The organism is Longimicrobium sp. (assembly GCA_036389135.1).
Classification (GTDB): domain Bacteria; phylum Gemmatimonadota; class Gemmatimonadetes; order Longimicrobiales; family Longimicrobiaceae; genus Longimicrobium.
The window spans coordinates 1-15,672 of the sequence record DASVQP010000050.1 but is presented as its reverse complement, the minus strand read 5'-3'; the positions used below and the strand labels follow the sequence as shown (position 1 = coordinate 15,672).

The following is a 15,672-nucleotide window of genomic DNA, read 5'->3' as shown; positions in this document are numbered from 1 at the left end:
TCTTACATCGCGTTTCGCGAGCCGGCTTCAGCCGCCTTCCCGTCGTTCCAGGCGGGGGCTTCAGCCCCCGCTGCTCTCGCCCCCGGTGTGCCGCGCGTCCAGCACCCCGAACAGCCGCAGCCGCGCGATCCCGCCATCGGGAAAGACGTTGAGGCGCACGTGCGTCGCGGGGCCGGCGGCGATGACCTCGTCCTCGAAGCGGTGGCGGGCGTCGGGCTGGAGGCGGGTCTCGGCCAGCAGCGGTGTCCAGGGCGCGGAGTGGGCGGCGAGCGCACCGGCGGTGGCGCCGGGAAGGTGGATCGCTTCCAGGGTGCACCGCTCGGGGGAATTGCCCTTGAAGAGGTCCGTGTCGATCTCCACGCGGTGGATCGTGCCCGGCGCGGCAAGGCGCACGATGCTCCAGTCGTGGCCGGGGCCGCGGCGGCGGCGCGTCTCCCAGCCGTCGCCCATGAAGAGCGAGCGGCCGGGCAGGACCAGGTTCTGCCGGTCGCCGTAAAACACGTCGCTGCACGACACCACCCACCCGCCGTTCTCCATCGCCGCCAGGTCCACCTCGCCTCCCGCGCGGGCGAAGCGCGTCCAATCCGGCACCACCTCGCCGTGCACCCGCAACCGCGCCACGCCCCCATCCGGGTAGATGTGGAAGCGCAGGTGGGTGAAGCGCCCGTCGTGCTCCACCGGGAAGCGGTTCTTGTGATCGCCCCGCAGCGGCGACTTCGGGAGGATCTCGGTCCAGTCCGCGTGCACCAGCTCGGCGGCGGACGGCGTGCCGGGGACGGAGCATCCCTCCAGCGAGCAGTGCTCGGGATAGTTGCCGCGGAAGAACGCCGTGTCCGCCACCACCCCGCGCACGATCCCCGGCGCGCCCAGCCGGACGATGCACCAGTCGTGGTCCGGCGAGTGGCGGCGGGTCTCCCACCCGTCCATCCACTTGCCGCGCTCAGTGTACGCGCCCTCGCGCCACTCGGCGGGGCCGGGCTTGAGGAGGCCGTCCTTGGGGGCAAAGAACTCGTCGTTGGCGGCCAGCACCGCGCCGCCCAGCCGCTCCGACGCCAGGTCCGGCAGCTCCTCGAAGTCGATCATGCGATGTCGCGAAGGAGGATGCGCCCGGCCGGCTGATCCGGAAAGCGGCCGCGGTCGTACACCTGCACCCCACGAACGTACGTCGCCAGCACCTCCCCGGCAAAGACTCCGCCCGCGTACGGGGTCACTTTGTGCCTGTGATGAAGCACATCCGGCCGCACGGTGGCATCCGAGTCCGGGTCCCACACCACCAGGTCCGCGTCGCACCCCAGGGCGATGGAGCCTTTGCGCGCTTCCAGCCCCGCGAGACGCGCCGGGGCCGCGCACATCCACTCCGCGATGCGCTCCGGGCCAAACCCACGCGCCCTGGCGGCCGTCCACATCACGCGCAGCCCAAGCTGGAGCGACGCGATCCCGCCCCACGCCGTGAACCAGTCGCCCGCCTTCATCGCCGGCGGGCACGGCGAGTGGTCGGATGCGACGAGGTCCACGTCCGCCGCCGCGAGCGCCTCCCACAGCCGCTCGCGGTTCGCCCGGTGGCGGATCGGGGGCGCGCACTTCCACTCCAACCCGTCGTCGCGAATATCCTCCGCCGCGAAGTGCAGGTAGTGCGGGCAGGTCTCGACGGTGATCGGCAGCCCCTCCGCGCGCGCATCGCGGAGCAGGGGAAGCGCCTCCGCCGCCGCCAGGTGGACGATGTGCACCCGCGTCCCGAGCTCGCGGCAGAGGCGGACCATCATCTCGATGGCCTCGACCTCCGCTTCTGGCGGGCGGGAGCGCAGGTATGTGGCGTACGCGCGCGGGTCATCGCCGGTGATGGCCGCGGCGGCGCGCTCCAGTGGCGCCGGCAGTTCGGCATGCACCAGCAGCGGCGCGCGCAGCTCAGACAAAATCGGCATCGCGAGCCGCAGCTCCGCCTCACCGACGTGGCCGAACTCGGCGACGCCCGAGGGAGCGAGGAAGCACTTGAAGCCGAGCACCCCCGCCTCCCACAGCGGGCGCAGCTCGGCGTCGTTTCCGGGCACCACGCCTCCCCAGAACCCCACGTCCACGCCGCACTTCCCGCGCGCCGCGTCCAGCTTCGCGCGCATCCCCTCCGCCGAAGCGGTGGCGGGGATGCTGTTCAGCGGCATGTCCACGATGGTCGTGACGCCGCCGGCCGCGGCGGCACGGGTGGCGGTCTCGAATCCTTCCCAGTCCGTCCGCCCCGGCTCGTTGACGTGCACGTGCGTGTCCACGAGCCCCGGCATCAGCACCGCGTCGCCCGCATCCACCACGGTCGCGCCATCCCCCGCATCGTCGAACGCGCGCACCGCCGCGATCCGGCCGCCCTCCACGTACACCGACGCGGGACGCACGCCATCCGGCAGGACGACGCGGCGCGCGCGGAAGACGACTCCGCTCACGCGACGCGCAGGCGGTACATCCCCTCGCCCGGCGCGAAGCCCATGCGGCGGAGGTACTTCGTGTGCTCGCTGCTGCCGGGATCGCTCAGGATCTCGTGCACGCCCAGCTCGCGAAAGAACTCCGCCTGGTCGGTGAAGAGGTAGCGCCCCGTCTTGAAGTCGCGGAACTGCGGGATCACGAAGTCCAGCACCACGTGCAGCGCCCCATCCCCCCGCATCTCACCGATAAAGAGCCCCGCCGGCACCATGTCGCGCAGCACGAAAAAGGTGAGCTGCCCCGCGGCCGGCGTGTGCGTGAAGCCGGGGAGGAAGCGCTGGATGTCGGCCTTGTAGAAGTCCAGGAAGTAGCGCAGGTACTCCGAATCTGGCTGCACGCGCAGGAGCTTGAAGTACTCGCGCGAGCCCAGCATCTGCCGCAGGTAGTACAGGTTGATGAGCACGATCAGCCCGTTCACCGCCGCCACGGGATAGGCGTGGATCAGCACCCCGTACACCGTGAACGCCGCCGACCCCACCAGGTTGATGATCCTCAGCCGCAGGATCGAGCTCATCATCAGCGACACGGCCACCAGCACCGACGCCACGTACCCCACGATCTCCAGCACCATCTGTGAATCCATGACCTCGTATCCTGTTCCCCGGAATCATCCCCGCACACGCCGACGCTTGGAATCTACCAGCCTGCGGGCGAGGGCGCATGCCCGCACGAGGAAGCGGGAACAGCCTGGCCCGCAGACTGTTCCCGCTGATCGTCCTTTAGATGGTTATTACCCACCAACTTTACCCGTTGCGCAGCTTCATCTGCCAAGTGATCGCAGCAGACCGGCCAGCTCGCGCTCCAGCAGGCTCCAATCCTGAGCGGAAGCGGTCTCGACCGCAATCCTGAGACGAGCGGCGGTGCTGCGGGCGGAAGGGGGGAGGGTAGCATCCCCGGCCATGCGCTTCAACTGCGAGCGATTAGCGCGCCTCGCAAAAAATGTTTGATCGCGGGTCGCGGCGGCGATGCGCGCCGATTCGATCCACGCACCCAGCTTCACCTGCTCCTCACCCGCCATCTGCGGCACCAGCTCGCGCCCCTCTTCGAGAAGCGGTTCGAGGCGTTCGGCGGGCTCACCGGCGCGGCGGGCGATTTCGTGGTAGATGCCGGCGGGCGCCGCGGCGGAGATGCCCTCCAGGAGCATCGCGGTTTCGGTGGCGAGCTGGGCGGTGCCGGGGTCACGCCCGCGCACGGCGAGCTCCAGGTCCACCAGGCGCACGCCCAGGCGGATGGCGCGCGCGTCATCGGTGAGCCCGTCGCCGGCGCCCCTGGTGATACCCCACGGGCTCGCGTCCCACCCGGCCGGGAGCGCGTCGGCCTCGACCGCAACCAGACCGCGATCCGCAGCGAAGCGTGTCCACAGCCAGGGCGCGAGCGCCACCCCCGTCAGCACCGCCGCGACTGCCAGCCAGCGCGGCGCGAGCCCGCGGCGGCGCGACGGGGCGTCGTGGATCGGCGTCACCTCGGGAGTGGCGTGGGTGTGCGTCACCTCGGGCGCGACGGGGATCGGCGTCACCAGGGAGGCGGCCTTGATCGGCGTCGTCTCGGGGGCGGCGCCCTCCAGCTCTGCCGTGATCGCCACCGCGTCCGCGTAGGCGTCGAAGTCGTCCTCCGATGTGGCGAGCTCGGTGAGGAGCTCGTCGCGCCGGTGCGCGTCCAGCCGCCCGTCGAGGAGGGCGGCCAGGCGCTCTGCGTTCTTCATCTTATCCGTCATCGGGTGCCCTCCACCTGCGCGCCATACCTATTGGATGGACGCGTAAAGCGTTTGTCGCGCCATCCGCTCATTCCGCCTCCAGATTTCCGAGGAGCGAGCGCACTTCGTCCGGAGTGATCCCCGCGGCCTGCAGGTGCCCGCGCAACTCGTTCAGGGTCCGCTCGATGCGCCTGTACAACGGCTTCTGGGGCAGCGCCAGGCCCCGCGCGATGTCCGCCACGCTGAGATCCTCCCAGAAGCGCATCCGCAGGATCAGCCGGTCCTCCTGATCCAGCCGGTCCAGCGCGCGGCCCAGCGCATCGTGGAGCTGCGTCCGCTCCGCCTCCGACTCGGCGCGCTCCGTCAGGTCGTCGGCGGATGCGGGGCCGGGGGTGTGCTCCAGCTCGTCGGCCCCCACCTGCGACGGGCGCAGCGGCGTGCGGGCCGGGAGCCGGGCGAGCATCCGCGCGAGCTCTCCTTGCGACGCATCGGTGTCGCCCGACGTGCGGAGCACCTCCACGGCCTGATCGAGGCCGTAGCCGTCGCGGCGCACCAGCGTTTCCAGGCGCACGGCCACGGGCCCCTCCCGCCGCGCCGCGGCCGAGGGACGCCAGCGGCCCCAGCGGGATACACGGTACTCACGAAAGAGCATCGAGACCACGACCGTGAGATACGTGTTCAACGAGCTCTCGCCGCGGAACTTGCGAAGGGCGGCGTACTCGTCTTCCACAAGCTTCATCCGCGCCCACGACGTGAAGTCCTCGCCCTCCGCGCCGGCCAGCCCGTGCCGCCGGCACAGGAGCGCACAGACGCGGTCGATCCAGGGGAGGTGTTCGAGGAAGAGGGCCTCGAGTTCCTTCCGGCTCGGCATTCGTTCCAGTGGGCTGGATGGGTGGAGGCACTTCGGGGCGGCGCGCTGAAGGTAGAGGGACTCCTTTGCGCGAACAATGTTCCACCAGCAGAATTTGCGCCCGCAGAACGGCTTAATACGCGCGCAGCCGCTCTCTCTGTTCACCTGAGGCTTGGGCCAGAGGCACATTCGCGCGTGACCCGGAGTGGCGGATGGTTGCGGCGACCTGAAGCGGCTGCGCTTCCGTGCATCCACGTGGCGCCCCGGTCGGGCCGGGTTTGCCGCCGCCGCCCATGCGCGGTATCGTGCACGGCCCACCGCCGCTTTCCACACTCGCCGCCCGTACTTCCGCCCGTGAGCGCCACCGCCACTCCACATCCGCGCGAGGTCCTTTCCCGGGGCGAGCAGCGCTTCGAGCGGCTGCGGAACCGCGCGGGGTTCGTGTTGGCGCCGCTGGTGTTCGCGGCGTTGCTGCTTGCGCCCCTGGACGGGCTGAAGCCGGAGGCGCACCGGCTGGCGGCGGTGATGGCCGCGGTGGTGGTGCTGTGGATCACGGAGGCGCTCCCCATGCCGGCGACGGCGCTGCTGGGTGCGGCGGCGTGCGTGGTGCTGCGCGTGGCGCCCGCCAAGGAGGTGTTCGCGCCCTTTGCCGATCCGCTGATCTTCCTCTTCATCGGCTCGTTCATCCTGGCGCGGGCGATCTTTCTGCACGCGCTCGACCGGCGCGTGGCCTTCGCGGTGCTCACGATTCCGTGGATCGGCGGGCGGCCCGCGCGGGTGCTGCTGGCGTTCGGGGCTGTGACGGCGGCGCTGAGTGCGTGGATGTCGAACACCGCCACCACCGCCATGATGTTCGGGATCGGGATGTCGATCCTGGGCGTGATGCGCGGCTCGGCGGCCGGCGGCTCGGCGATCGATCCGCGCTACGCCACGGGGCTGATGCTGATGACCAGCTTCGCCGCCTCCATCGGCGGGCTGGCGACGCCCATCGGCACGCCGCCGAACGTGATCGGCATCGGGTTCATCCGCACGCTGCTCAAGGTGGAGATCACCTTCTTCGAGTGGATGTCGGTGGGGGTGCCGGTGGTGCTCGTCCTCTTCGCCGCGCTCTACCTGTACCTCAACTGGCTGTCGCCGGCGGGGGTGAGCACGCTGGGCGAGGGCGCGGAGCTGATCCGCCGCGAGCGCGCATCGCTGGGCCCCTGGACGCGCGGACAGCGCTCCGTCGCCATCGCGTTCGGGGTGACGGCGGCGCTCTGGATCGTGCCGGGGGTGTTCGCGCTGGTCGTGGGGGAGGCGAGCCCCGTGTACCGCGAGATGAGCGCGCGGGTGCCGGAGGCGGTCGCGGCGCTGGTGGGGGCGTTTCTCCTCTTCCTCCTGCCCGGCAGCGCGCCCGGGGAGAAGGCGATCGACTGGGAGCAGGCGGTGCGGATCGACTGGGGGGTGATCCTGCTGTACGGCGGCGGTTTCGCGCTGGGGGTGCTGTCGTTCAACACGGGTCTGGCAGAGGCGGTGGGGCGGGGGATCACGAGCCTCCTCCCGCTCCACGGCGACTTCGGGCTGCTGGTGGCGTCCGTGATCGTGGCGGTGCTGGTGAGCGAGACGACCAGCAACACCGCTTCGGCCAACATGGTGGTGCCGGTGGTGATCTCCATCGCGACGGCGGCGGGCGTCGATCCGCTCGCCCCGGCGCTCGGCGCGACGATGGCGGCCAGCCTGGGCTTCATGCTCCCCGTGTCGACGCCCTGCAACGCGATCGTCTATGGCTCCGGCTACGTCCCGCTGATGCGGATGGTGAGGTACGGCCTGATCCTGGACGTGATCGGCGTGGTGGTGATCGTGGCGGCGGTGTCGATTCTCGCGCCGGTGTTGCGGTGAGGAAGTGCTGAGTCCTAAGTGCTGAGTGCTGAACCGCGGTGCGTGAGTGCGTGAGTGCGTGAGTGCCCTCATTGTCATCCAGAGTGACGCGCCTCAGCGATCTCGCCCGCACGTAGATCCATGGCGCGGAGCGAAGGATCTACTGCGCGTTCCGAGGGACTCGTGGCTACCGGCCGTCCTCTTGCCTCGCCCGCTAGATCCTTTGGTCGCCGCAGGAGCACCGCGTGCGACGCCAGGCGTCCGTGGGGCGGCTTTCTCAGGATGACAAGATGGGGGGCGAGGTCCGACTCCAGCACTTAGCACTTAGCACTTAGCACTTAGCACTTAGCACTTAGCACTTAGCACTCACCCTCCCAAACTCCTATCTCGCCTGACCACATGAGCTACCGTTTGCAAGACCTGCTATCGCTGCTGGACCTCGAGGACATCGAGGAGAACATCTTCCGCGGCACCAATCGCGACATCGGGTCGGGGCGCGTCTTCGGGGGGCAGGTGCTGGGGCAGGCGCTGGTGGCGGCGGGGAGGACGGTGGGGGACGACCGGGTGGCGCACTCGGTTCACGGATACTTCATCCTCCCCGGCGACCTGAGCGCGCCCATCGTGTACCTGGTCGACCGGCTGCGCGACGGGAAGAGCTTCACCACGCGCCACGTGACGGCGATCCAGCACGGGCGCGCCATCTTCAACATGGCCGCGTCGTTCCAGGTGCCGGAGCCCGGGATCGAGCACCAGATGGACGCGCCCGCCGCGCCCGATCCCGAGGGGCTGCCGCGCGAGCTGGACCTGGTGCGCGCCGTCGCGGACCGCATCCCCGAGCCGCTGCGGGCCATCTACACGCAGGACCGCCCCATCGACTTTCGCCCCGTGCACCCGGTGGACCCCTTCCGCCCCACGCCGCGCGACCCAGCCAAGCACGTGTGGTTCCGCGCCGTCGGCGAGATGCCGGCGGACACGCTGCGCCACCAGGCGGTGCTGGCGTACGCGTCGGACTACGGGCTGCTGGGCACGGCGCTCCTCCCCCACGGCCTCACCTTTCAGCGCCCCGAGCTGCAGGCCGCCACCCTCGACCACGCCCTCTGGTTCCACCGCCCCTTCCGCGCGGACGAATGGCTCCTCTTCTCCACCGACAGCCCCGTCGCCACCGGCGCGCGCGGCTTCACGCGTGGAAGCCTTTACGACCGCGAGGGGCGGCTGGTGGCGTCCGTGGCGCAGGAGGGGCTGCTGCGCATGCGGTGAGGGAGGTTCAGGCGCCCCGCCTGTCCCAGAGCCGCTCGACTCCGTACTGGTCGAAGATCTCTTCGTTCGAGACGAGGACCAGGTTTTCCGCCTGCGCCTGCGCAACCAGCATTCGGTCGAACGGATCTTTGTGCGGGCCGTGGAGGCTGCCCGCGCGCTGGCCGTGCTCCAGCGAGACCGGAAGCGAGCGGAATCCGTTCGCTTCCACGACCTCAGTGAGGTTCTGAGCCAGAGCCTCCGCGCCGGGAAGCTTCCCGATCCGGGTCTTCGTTGCGATCTCCCAGGCGGTGGCGGCGCTGACGTGAACGACGCTCTCCTCATCGGCGATGGCCGCGCGGGCCGGTGGCGCCAGCCGTGCGTCCCCCAGCAGCCACCAGAGAAGAGCGTGGGTGTCCAACAGCAGCCTCATCCCTACTGTTCCCATGCGTCCAGCTCGTCGGCGGGAAGTGGATCGAAGAACTCGGCGGGGACCGTGAACTGTCCCTTCATCGAGCCGAATATCCGCTTGGGCCTGGTGCCGCCCACGGGCACCAGCCTCACCACGGGCTCCGAGTTCCTCGCGATCACCACTTCCTCCCCCGCGCACGCCTGTTCAATCAGCCGGGACAGGTTGGTCTTGGCGGCGTGGATGTTCACGATCATCCGCTGCTCCCTCGCTGGGTTCTCCGGTGTTCCGTTTGCTTAGCTAAGTATATAGCTAATGCGGAAACATGGCAATTCCACGATCGGATGGGTCACTTTCCCCATTCCTGTCGGCGCCGCCTCCCGCATCATTCCCCGAGAAGGTCAAAAGGGTGCAACTGTGGACTTCCGGCAACAGGAGGTAGCTGATGTATACGAGGCCGATTCACTGGATCCTGGGGTGGTCGCGCGCAGCCACGCTGCTGGCGCTCGCATACCTGGCGCGATGATCATCACACCGACGAGGCTCGCGATTGGGCTGCTGGCGCTGGGGGCGTCCGGGTGCGCGACGACGCGGATGGCGGTGCCGCCCACCCTGGCGGCGGCGCCGGAGTGGAGCGTGCGCCCGCGCAACCAGTGGCGCCCCGACGGGCCGCTGCGCGTGGGGCCGTTCGAGGCGCACCGCATCGACCGCCACGGCGTCCGCCAGCGCGGCGGCATCGTGGACGCGCTCAAGGGGAAGACTGAGTTCCAGCAGCGCTACGAGTTCATCCTGCGCGACACCGCCGCCGCGCGCGACCTGTGGGCCGTGCGCTGCGACAACCGCGACATCGAGCGGGGCTTCAAGCTCGGCAGCGTGGAGCTGTCGCTGGACGACCGTACCTCGCTCGAATGCTCGCTGCAGCCGCCCGGCGAGCCGGCCAGGGCGTGGACGCTGCGCATCGGCGGGGCGGGCGATGGGGCTCCCGGCGGCACCCTGCGCCGCGACGAGGTGAGCTACGAGATCGAAGGTGAGAACCCTCCTGGCGGGCAGACGGACTGCTGCGGCGCGTTGGGATACGTCCTCCGGCGCGAGGGGCGGGTGATCGGCGCGGTGGAGCAGGTCCACTGGGGGAGCGTGCGCGTGGCCCCCGAGGTCGGGCGCGACGAGGGGAGCCTGCTCGCGGCCACGGCGGTCGCGCTCATCCTGCAGTCGAAGCTGATCCAGGAATCCTGAGTCCGTCGCCGGGGACGGTCAGTGGCGCGGGGCTGCGGTGCTGGTGGAGAGCGCGATCTCTCCCGATGGCACCGCGGCCCGCGTCACGTTCCGCACCGGGCTTCACCTCCGCGCGGCCGGGTCTACGCGCATGGACGCGACCACGTCACCCTCCATGATGCCATCCACCACGTCCATCCCCTGCGCCACCTGGGCGAAGACGGAGTAGTCGCGAACCAGGCGGGGATTGTCCTTGAGGTTGATGAACCACTGCGCGTCCCCCGTGTCGTGCCCGCGCGTGCTCATCCCCACCGACCCGCGGGGATGCGCCACCGTCGCGAGCTCGTCACGTAGGTAGCGGGGGTGGCCGACGTACTCGTTCGTTCCCGGACCCCCGCCCTGTACCACGAAGTCCGGCTCCACGCGGTGCCAGTTGCCGCCGTCGTAATAGCCGGCGCGCACCAGCGCGAGCACGCGTGCCGCCATCATGGGCGCCACGTCGCCGCGCAGCCGCACCACGAACGACCCTCCACCCGCGTCCCGCGACATCGCCACGCGGACGCGCACGTTCTTGCCCAGCGCCAGCGCGACGGCATCCGGCGCGAGATCAAACCGCGGCGCGGGCGGGCGGTCGTCGCTCGCCGGGCGCCCCGCCGCTTCGAGCAGCGCCACGCGTACGTCACGCTCGGACTCGTTCGCGCGGCGCACCCAGCGCTCGAACAGGGAGTCGGCGGCCGCACGCGCCGCGGGTGCGGAAGATCCCTTCAGCGCGATGGCGGCGGCGCGGACCGCCTGCGCCCGGTCGCCGTGCACGGCTGCAAGGTACACGTCGTCTGCCGCGTGGCCCACCAGCTTCGACAGCGCATCGATCGCCGCCTCCTGCACGTTGCCGTCGCGGTCGCGCGCGAGGGTGCGCAGGCGGGCCGTGTCGGCCAGCACGGCGGCGGCGCGGGCGGCGTACAGGCGCACGTGCCAGTCGGAATGCGTGGCGAGCCGGCCGAGCCGCGCCCGCGCCTGCTCCGGGGCGATCCGCGCTAGCGCGACCGCGGCGTGCGCGCCCGCGTGCCACGAAACCCCGCCCGCCGTGCGCCGCCGCGTGTCTCCGGGGAGCGAGTCCACCCATCTGGCCAGCACGCCCACCAGGGCAGAATCGGCGCCGCACGACGCCCCCGCCACGCCGGCCGCCCGCAGGCGCACGTGCCATACGGGGTCCGCCAGCGCCGCCCGCAGCGCCGCGCAGTCCGCGCCCCCGGTGGCGAGCGCGCGGTAGCGGAGCCGCCATGCCGGTTCCGGCCACGCACGCGGCGCGGCAACCGGCGGCAGCGAATCGCGCGCGGGGAACAGCGGATCGCGGATCCGCCCCAGCGCCCGGCGCGCGATCAGCCGCACCCGCGGGTCGGCGTGCCGCAGCCCGGCCGCGATCTCCGCGGCCGCCGAGTCGCGCCGGTCCTCGGCCACGAGCATCCGGCCGACCAGGGCCGAGTCGGCGCGCGTTTGCGCCCGCCCCGCGGCGGGCACCAGCAACAGGAACAGAATCCAGAGTTTCCTCATGCCACGCGCGCCCGAGTTTAAGGTTGGGGACGGGATTGTGTACCGCTGCTCGCGCCGCCGGACGAAGCTGTAGTTAATACCTCACGAATGAGGAGTCCAGTAGCGTGGGTTGCGTGAACATGTGCGGCGCGGTCTCTGCAACGCAGGTGGCCATCGCGAGATCGAGTACCCCGAGCCGAGCCCATGAGACGAGCCCTCCCCTGCATCGCCGTCCTGATCCTCGCCGCGCTGGCGGCGGGGTGCAGCAGGGACTTGGGCGGGCCGCGCGAGGTGCGGGAGGAGCCGCCCGGGATCGTGGAGCGCGCGCTCACGCCCAGCCCCACGCCCATCCCCGACTCCGCCCTCGCCCTCGCGGCGCAGATGGTGAAAAACCGCGTGGATCGCGAGTGGTTTCCCGGTGCGGCGCTGGCCGCCGGCAACCGCGCGCTGATCCAGCGGGTGGAGGCGTTCGGAAAGCTTACCTGGGATGAGGACGCGCCCGCCGTGAGCGCGGACTCCACCCTCTTCGACCTGGCGTCGCTCACCAAGGTGGTCGCCACGACGGCGGCGGTGATGGCGCTGGTGGAGGATGGGAAGCTCACCCTGGACGATCCCGTGCGCCGCTGGGTGCCGCAGTTCTCCGGGGGCGACAAGGACAGCGTCACCGTGCGCATGCTCCTGACGCACATGGGCGGGGTGCGCGCGGGGGCGAGCGACATCGCCAGCGAGGTGCCGGGCGACGTGCGGCGCTACCTCATCACCCGCCCGCTGGCGCTGAAGCCGGGCGAGGACGTGCTGTACTCGGACATCGGCTTCGTCATCCTGTGGATCGTGGCCCAGCGCGCCGCGGGCGAGCCCCTGCCGGCCTACCTCAAGCGCCGCGTGTGGGGTCCGCTGGGGATGGCCTCCACCCGGATGGGCGTGCCCACGCCGTGCGCGAAGTGCGCGCCGACGCTGCACCTGGAGGAAATGGAGGGTCCGTACACCGGCGGCTCGTACGACGAGGTAGCGCGGCGGCTGGACGGGGTGGCGGGGAACGCGGGGGCGTTCAGCACGGCGCACGACCTGGCGCGCTTCGCCGCGATGATCGCCAATGAAGGGCGGCTGGGGAACGTGCGCATATTCCAGAAGCGCACCGTGCGCGAGTTCGTCGTTCCGCAGCCGGGTGCCGGGACGCGGGGGCTGGGGTGGGAGGTGTACTGCAGCGAGGGCGTGGTGCCCGACCACGCGACGTGCAAGGACGTCTTCGCCTTCGGCCACACCGGCGCCACCGGCACTTCGCTCTGGATCGAGCCGAGCGGCCGAAGCTGGGTGGTGCTCCTCAGCAACCGCACCTACATTCCCAAGCAGCCTGACGCGGACATGCAGATGTTCCGGCGCCGGCTCTTCCGGGCGATCGTGCCCGGCGAGTAGCCGCGCGTCTCTTTGGGGACGCGCCGTGTAGCGAAGTCACCGCTGCGGCGCGTTTGAGAGGAATACGCTCGTGCCGCTTGCGCATCGGCCTCGTGTAACGTATGCATGGCGACGTGCTGCAAAGCACGCCTGCAGCGGGGTCTTTCAGGGCCCGGAAAGCGGGTTTCGTGCTGATTGAGGCGCGTGCGGAGCGAGCCGCGTCCGCCGTCAGTCGTTCCAACGGACGCGAGGGTGCCCGCGACGAGAGCCGCGGGCCGGTGCCCGAACACTTCCGACAGCACGAAGCGCTCTGATGCGCGGCTGTACCGTCCCTTTCCCGCCTAACCGTTGACATTGCGGAAGGCCTCATCACCCGAGCGACGACCATGGAAAGCACCCTGTCCTATCCCAAAGATGCGCCGCCGCTGGAGCTGGGCGCGGACGACGTCCTCCGCGTTCCGGAGCGGTGCCCGCACAACGGCCCCGCGCGCCTGGCCAAGACGGTGCGCGCATCGGAGCCGCCCGAGAGCCGCTGGCGGACGATGGTGGATTACGCGTGCAGCTTCGGCTGCCACATCGTCCACGAGGGGCCGGTGTGGCCGGAGGTGGTGCGCACGGAAGAGGCGGGGCGGCGGCTGGCGATCCTGGGGTAGGACGGGACGGAAGGCCTCACGCGGAGACGCGGAGAAAAAGGCCTCACACAGAGAACACAGAAGGAACTGAAAGTCACGGAGAAACCGCTTTTTTGCTGTTCTTCCTCCGTGTCTCCGTGTCTCTGTGTGAGCCATGCAGTTGCAGTTCCTCCGCGCCTCCGCGTGAGCCAAATGGATGACGGTGACACGAAGAAGCCCGGCGGCCGAAGTGCGGCTGCCGGGCTTCTGCTGTATCGCGAGCTTACGCTTCGGAGGGCGGCGGGCCGTCGCCCATCAGCACCTCGATCTCGGCGGCGGCGTGCTGCAGGATGCCGCGGGCGGCCATCACCAGCTCGCACCCCTCGCGGTAGAGGCGCATGTGGTCCTCGAGCTCCAGGTCGTCGCGGTCCATCTCGCGGCGGATCAGCTCCAGGCGCCGCAGGACGGTTCCCAGGCGCGGGGGCTCGCCGGCGGGCGGGGTGAGGGTGAACTCCTCGATATCGGGCACGATGCTCCTTAGGAAAGTGCTAAGTGCTGAGTGCTAAGTGCTGTTACTAAGCACTCAGCACTTAGCACTTGGCACTTCTGTTATTCCACCCTTACGATCAGCTCGCCGCGTGCCAGGCGGGCGCGGAGGCGCTGGCCTGGGGCAGCGTCTTCGGGGGCGCGGATCACGCGGCCGGTGGATTCGTCGCTCAGGAGCGAGTAGCCGCGGGCCAGTACCTTGAGCGGGCTGCGGGCCTCCAGCGCCTCGGCGGCGGCGGCGAGGTCGCGGCCCAGGGCGTCCATGCGGCGCAGGAGGCCGGCGCCCAGCTCCGCGTCCAGGCGATCGACGGCTTCGGCGGCACGGTGGACGGCGCCACGCGGGTGGCGCGCTTCGAGGGCCTCGGCGGACGCGTCGACGGTCTGGTGGAGGGCCTCCACGCGGCGCGTCAGGGAGGCGCGCAGATCGCTCTCCAGCCACTCCACGCGATCCGCGCTCTGCTGCAGGACGCGGCGCGGCGAGCGCGCTTCGAGGTACGACTCGGCGCCGTCGATGCGGGTGCGGAGGAGCTGGAGGCGGCCCAGACCCGCGCGGCGCACCTCGCCTTCCGTGCGGGCGACGGCCTGCGCGTGCGAGCGGAGGAGGCGGCGCACGGGGACGGAGGCGGCGCGGGGGAAATCGTCCAGCGCGGCCATGATGTCGCGCCCTTCCGGCACGGCGCGCTCGGCGCCGGCGGTGGGCGTGGCGGCGCGCACGTCCGCCACCAGGTCGGCGATCGTGTGGTCGGTCTCGTGCCCCACCGCCGAGATCACCGGGAACGGGCAGGCGGCGATGGCGCGCGCGACCTCTTCCAGGTTGTAGGCCCAGAGCGACTCCTTGCTCCCGCCCCCGCGCGCCACGATCACCACGTCCACCGGCGTCTGCCCCGGCCCGTTGCCGAAGCGGCGCAGCGCGGCCGCGATCTCGGGCGCCGCGCCCGCGCCCTCCACCGAGCAGTGCGACACGTACGCCGTCACCCACCACGCCTTGCGGCGCAGCGCGCGGTGCATGTCGTGCAGCGCCGCGCTCTGCGCCGAGGTCACGATGCCGATGCGGTCCGGCACCGCGGGGATCGGGCGCTTGCGGCCCTCGTCCAGCAGCCCCTCCTGGCGCAGCGTGCGCACGAGCCGGTCGTACGCCAGCTGCCAGAGCCCCTCCATTCCCGTGGTCGCCAGGCGCTGCACGGTGAACTGGAACTGCCCCTTTTTCGGATAGATCCCCACCTGCCCGAAGACGCACACCTCCATACCGTTCTCCGGCAGCGCGGGCAGGGCGCGCGCCGCGTCGGCGAAGAGGACGCACTGGATCTCCGCCCGGTCGTCTTTGAGGGTGAAGTAGCAGTGGCCGCTGGTGTACCGCTTCCACCCCGAGATCTCGCCGCGCACCCAGAGATTGCCCGCGGCCTCGCGCAGCACCTTGTCGCTGCTCTTCACGAGCGCACTTACGGTGCACGCGCTCTCCACCGTGCTCCCCGGACGGGCGGGGCGCACGGGCTCGGCGCTGAGGAGGGTCCGCTGGAGCATCGATCTCCGGGGTGTCGGTGGATGCGGCACCCAAAGGTATCCAAAGAGCGCACCCGGAACAACTGTGTCCACTACGGAGCGGTGCCGTGCGCGTAAGTTCATGCTGTATATGCCGTAGCGGGTGGCACCTACGGACCGGAATGACCTCACACAGAGACGCAGAGGGAACTGCAAGGGCACAGAGAACCTCGCTTGCGGTTCTTTCGGTTCCCTCTGTGGCTCTGTGGTGCGCCGTGCAAAGGCGGCGTGTTCTTGCGGGTGAAAGTCCCGCCGGAGGAGTTGACGGTACACCTCCGTAGCTACGGGCGGGTGGCGACCGGCGACGGGAGACACCGAGCCGTCCGGACAACGG

General features: G+C 70.6%; 15 protein-coding genes. 5 read left to right on the top strand and 10 right to left on the bottom strand.

All coding sequences use genetic code 11. From position 1 onward, the window contains the following. Positions 1-60 precede the first annotated feature (60 nt). The 5 genes from alc to VF584_12485 all read right to left on the bottom strand — a co-directional run bounded on the left by alc (position 61) and on the right by VF584_12485 (position 5,030). Positions 61-1,083, bottom strand: a complete 1,023-nt coding sequence (alc, locus tag VF584_12505; protein HEX8210987.1) for an allantoicase — start codon at positions 1,081-1,083, stop codon at positions 61-63. Beyond that, a complete protein-coding gene (allB, locus tag VF584_12500; GenBank protein ID HEX8210986.1) occupies positions 1,080-2,429 on the bottom strand; it encodes an allantoinase AllB in 1,350 nt (449 codons plus the stop codon). Before allB ends, alc begins: the two co-directional genes overlap by 4 nt. Next, the gene (locus VF584_12495; GenBank protein HEX8210985.1) at positions 2,426-3,049 is read right to left on the bottom strand and encodes a hypothetical protein; all 624 of its coding nucleotides are present in this window, start codon (positions 3,047-3,049) and stop codon (positions 2,426-2,428) included. Before VF584_12495 ends, allB begins: the two co-directional genes overlap by 4 nt. 177 nt (positions 3,050-3,226) lie before the next feature. After that, complete coding sequence (locus VF584_12490; GenBank protein ID HEX8210984.1) at positions 3,227-4,168, bottom strand: hypothetical protein; 942 nt, start codon at positions 4,166-4,168, stop codon at positions 3,227-3,229. 79 nt (positions 4,169-4,247) lie between these two features. Further along, on the bottom strand, positions 4,248-5,030 hold the full coding sequence (locus VF584_12485) for a sigma-70 family RNA polymerase sigma factor (GenBank protein HEX8210983.1): 783 nt from the start codon (positions 5,028-5,030) through the stop codon (positions 4,248-4,250). Positions 5,031-5,363: 333 nt separating this feature from the next. On the opposite strand from VF584_12485, the gene VF584_12480 reads away from it, so the two are divergent. After that, complete coding sequence (locus VF584_12480; GenBank protein ID HEX8210982.1) at positions 5,364-6,887, top strand: DASS family sodium-coupled anion symporter; 1,524 nt, start codon at positions 5,364-5,366, stop codon at positions 6,885-6,887. A gap of 390 nt (positions 6,888-7,277) precedes the next feature. Further along, positions 7,278-8,123: an acyl-CoA thioesterase II gene (gene tesB / locus VF584_12475; protein HEX8210981.1), complete on the top strand. Its 846-nt coding sequence runs from the start codon at positions 7,278-7,280 to the stop codon at positions 8,121-8,123. Positions 8,124-8,130: 7 nt separating this feature from the next. Here tesB and VF584_12470 read toward each other — a convergent pair whose 3' ends face one another. After that, positions 8,131-8,532 (bottom strand): type II toxin-antitoxin system VapC family toxin, encoded by a 402-nt coding sequence (locus tag VF584_12470; protein HEX8210980.1) that lies wholly within the window; start codon positions 8,530-8,532, stop codon positions 8,131-8,133. Between the two features lie 2 nt (positions 8,533-8,534). After that, the gene (locus VF584_12465) at positions 8,535-8,765 is read right to left on the bottom strand and encodes a type II toxin-antitoxin system Phd/YefM family antitoxin (GenBank protein HEX8210979.1); all 231 of its coding nucleotides are present in this window, start codon (positions 8,763-8,765) and stop codon (positions 8,535-8,537) included. Positions 8,766-9,030: 265 nt separating this feature from the next. On the opposite strand from VF584_12465, the gene VF584_12460 reads away from it, so the two are divergent. Further along, positions 9,031-9,741, top strand: a complete 711-nt coding sequence (locus VF584_12460) for a hypothetical protein (protein ID HEX8210978.1) — start codon at positions 9,031-9,033, stop codon at positions 9,739-9,741. A 102-nt stretch (positions 9,742-9,843) separates the two neighbouring features. Here VF584_12460 and VF584_12455 read toward each other — a convergent pair whose 3' ends face one another. Beyond that, complete coding sequence (locus tag VF584_12455; protein ID HEX8210977.1) at positions 9,844-11,271, bottom strand: peptidylprolyl isomerase; 1,428 nt, start codon at positions 11,269-11,271, stop codon at positions 9,844-9,846. A gap of 183 nt (positions 11,272-11,454) precedes the next feature. Between VF584_12455 and VF584_12450 the strand changes: the two genes are divergently transcribed. Next, positions 11,455-12,663, top strand: a complete 1,209-nt coding sequence (locus VF584_12450) for a serine hydrolase domain-containing protein (protein HEX8210976.1) — start codon at positions 11,455-11,457, stop codon at positions 12,661-12,663. Between the two features lie 365 nt (positions 12,664-13,028). Then, positions 13,029-13,295, top strand: a complete 267-nt coding sequence (locus VF584_12445) for a hypothetical protein (GenBank protein HEX8210975.1) — start codon at positions 13,029-13,031, stop codon at positions 13,293-13,295. A 241-nt stretch (positions 13,296-13,536) separates the two neighbouring features. On the opposite strand, the gene xseB is transcribed toward VF584_12445, so the two are convergent. After that, on the bottom strand, positions 13,537-13,782 hold the full coding sequence (gene xseB, locus VF584_12440; GenBank protein ID HEX8210974.1) for an exodeoxyribonuclease VII small subunit: 246 nt from the start codon (positions 13,780-13,782) through the stop codon (positions 13,537-13,539). Between the two features lie 80 nt (positions 13,783-13,862). After that, on the bottom strand, positions 13,863-15,320 hold the full coding sequence (gene xseA / locus VF584_12435; protein HEX8210973.1) for an exodeoxyribonuclease VII large subunit: 1,458 nt from the start codon (positions 15,318-15,320) through the stop codon (positions 13,863-13,865). Positions 15,321-15,672: the final 352 nt, after the last annotated feature.

Excerpts from the sequence above, each read along its gene's own strand:
- alc (HEX8210987.1), bottom strand. The coding sequence starts at position 1,083 with ATGATCGACTTCGAGGAGCTGCCGGACCTGGCGTCGGAGCGGCTGGGC.
- VF584_12495 (HEX8210985.1), bottom strand. The coding sequence starts at position 3,049 with ATGGATTCACAGATGGTGCTGGAGATCGTGGGGTACGTGGCGTCGGTG.
- VF584_12490 (HEX8210984.1), bottom strand. The coding sequence starts at position 4,168 with ATGAAGAACGCAGAGCGCCTGGCCGCCCTCCTCGACGGGCGGCTGGAC.
- VF584_12485 (HEX8210983.1), bottom strand. The coding sequence starts at position 5,030 with ATGCCGAGCCGGAAGGAACTCGAGGCCCTCTTCCTCGAACACCTCCCC.
- VF584_12470 (HEX8210980.1), bottom strand. The coding sequence starts at position 8,532 with ATGAGGCTGCTGTTGGACACCCACGCTCTTCTCTGGTGGCTGCTGGGG.
- VF584_12465 (HEX8210979.1), bottom strand. The coding sequence starts at position 8,765 with ATGATCGTGAACATCCACGCCGCCAAGACCAACCTGTCCCGGCTGATT.
- VF584_12460 (HEX8210978.1), top strand. The coding sequence starts at position 9,031 with ATGATCATCACACCGACGAGGCTCGCGATTGGGCTGCTGGCGCTGGGG.
- VF584_12455 (HEX8210977.1), bottom strand. The coding sequence starts at position 11,271 with ATGAGGAAACTCTGGATTCTGTTCCTGTTGCTGGTGCCCGCCGCGGGG.
- VF584_12450 (HEX8210976.1), top strand. The coding sequence starts at position 11,455 with ATGAGACGAGCCCTCCCCTGCATCGCCGTCCTGATCCTCGCCGCGCTG.
- VF584_12445 (HEX8210975.1), top strand. The coding sequence starts at position 13,029 with ATGGAAAGCACCCTGTCCTATCCCAAAGATGCGCCGCCGCTGGAGCTG.
- xseA (HEX8210973.1), bottom strand. The coding sequence starts at position 15,320 with ATGCTCCAGCGGACCCTCCTCAGCGCCGAGCCCGTGCGCCCCGCCCGT.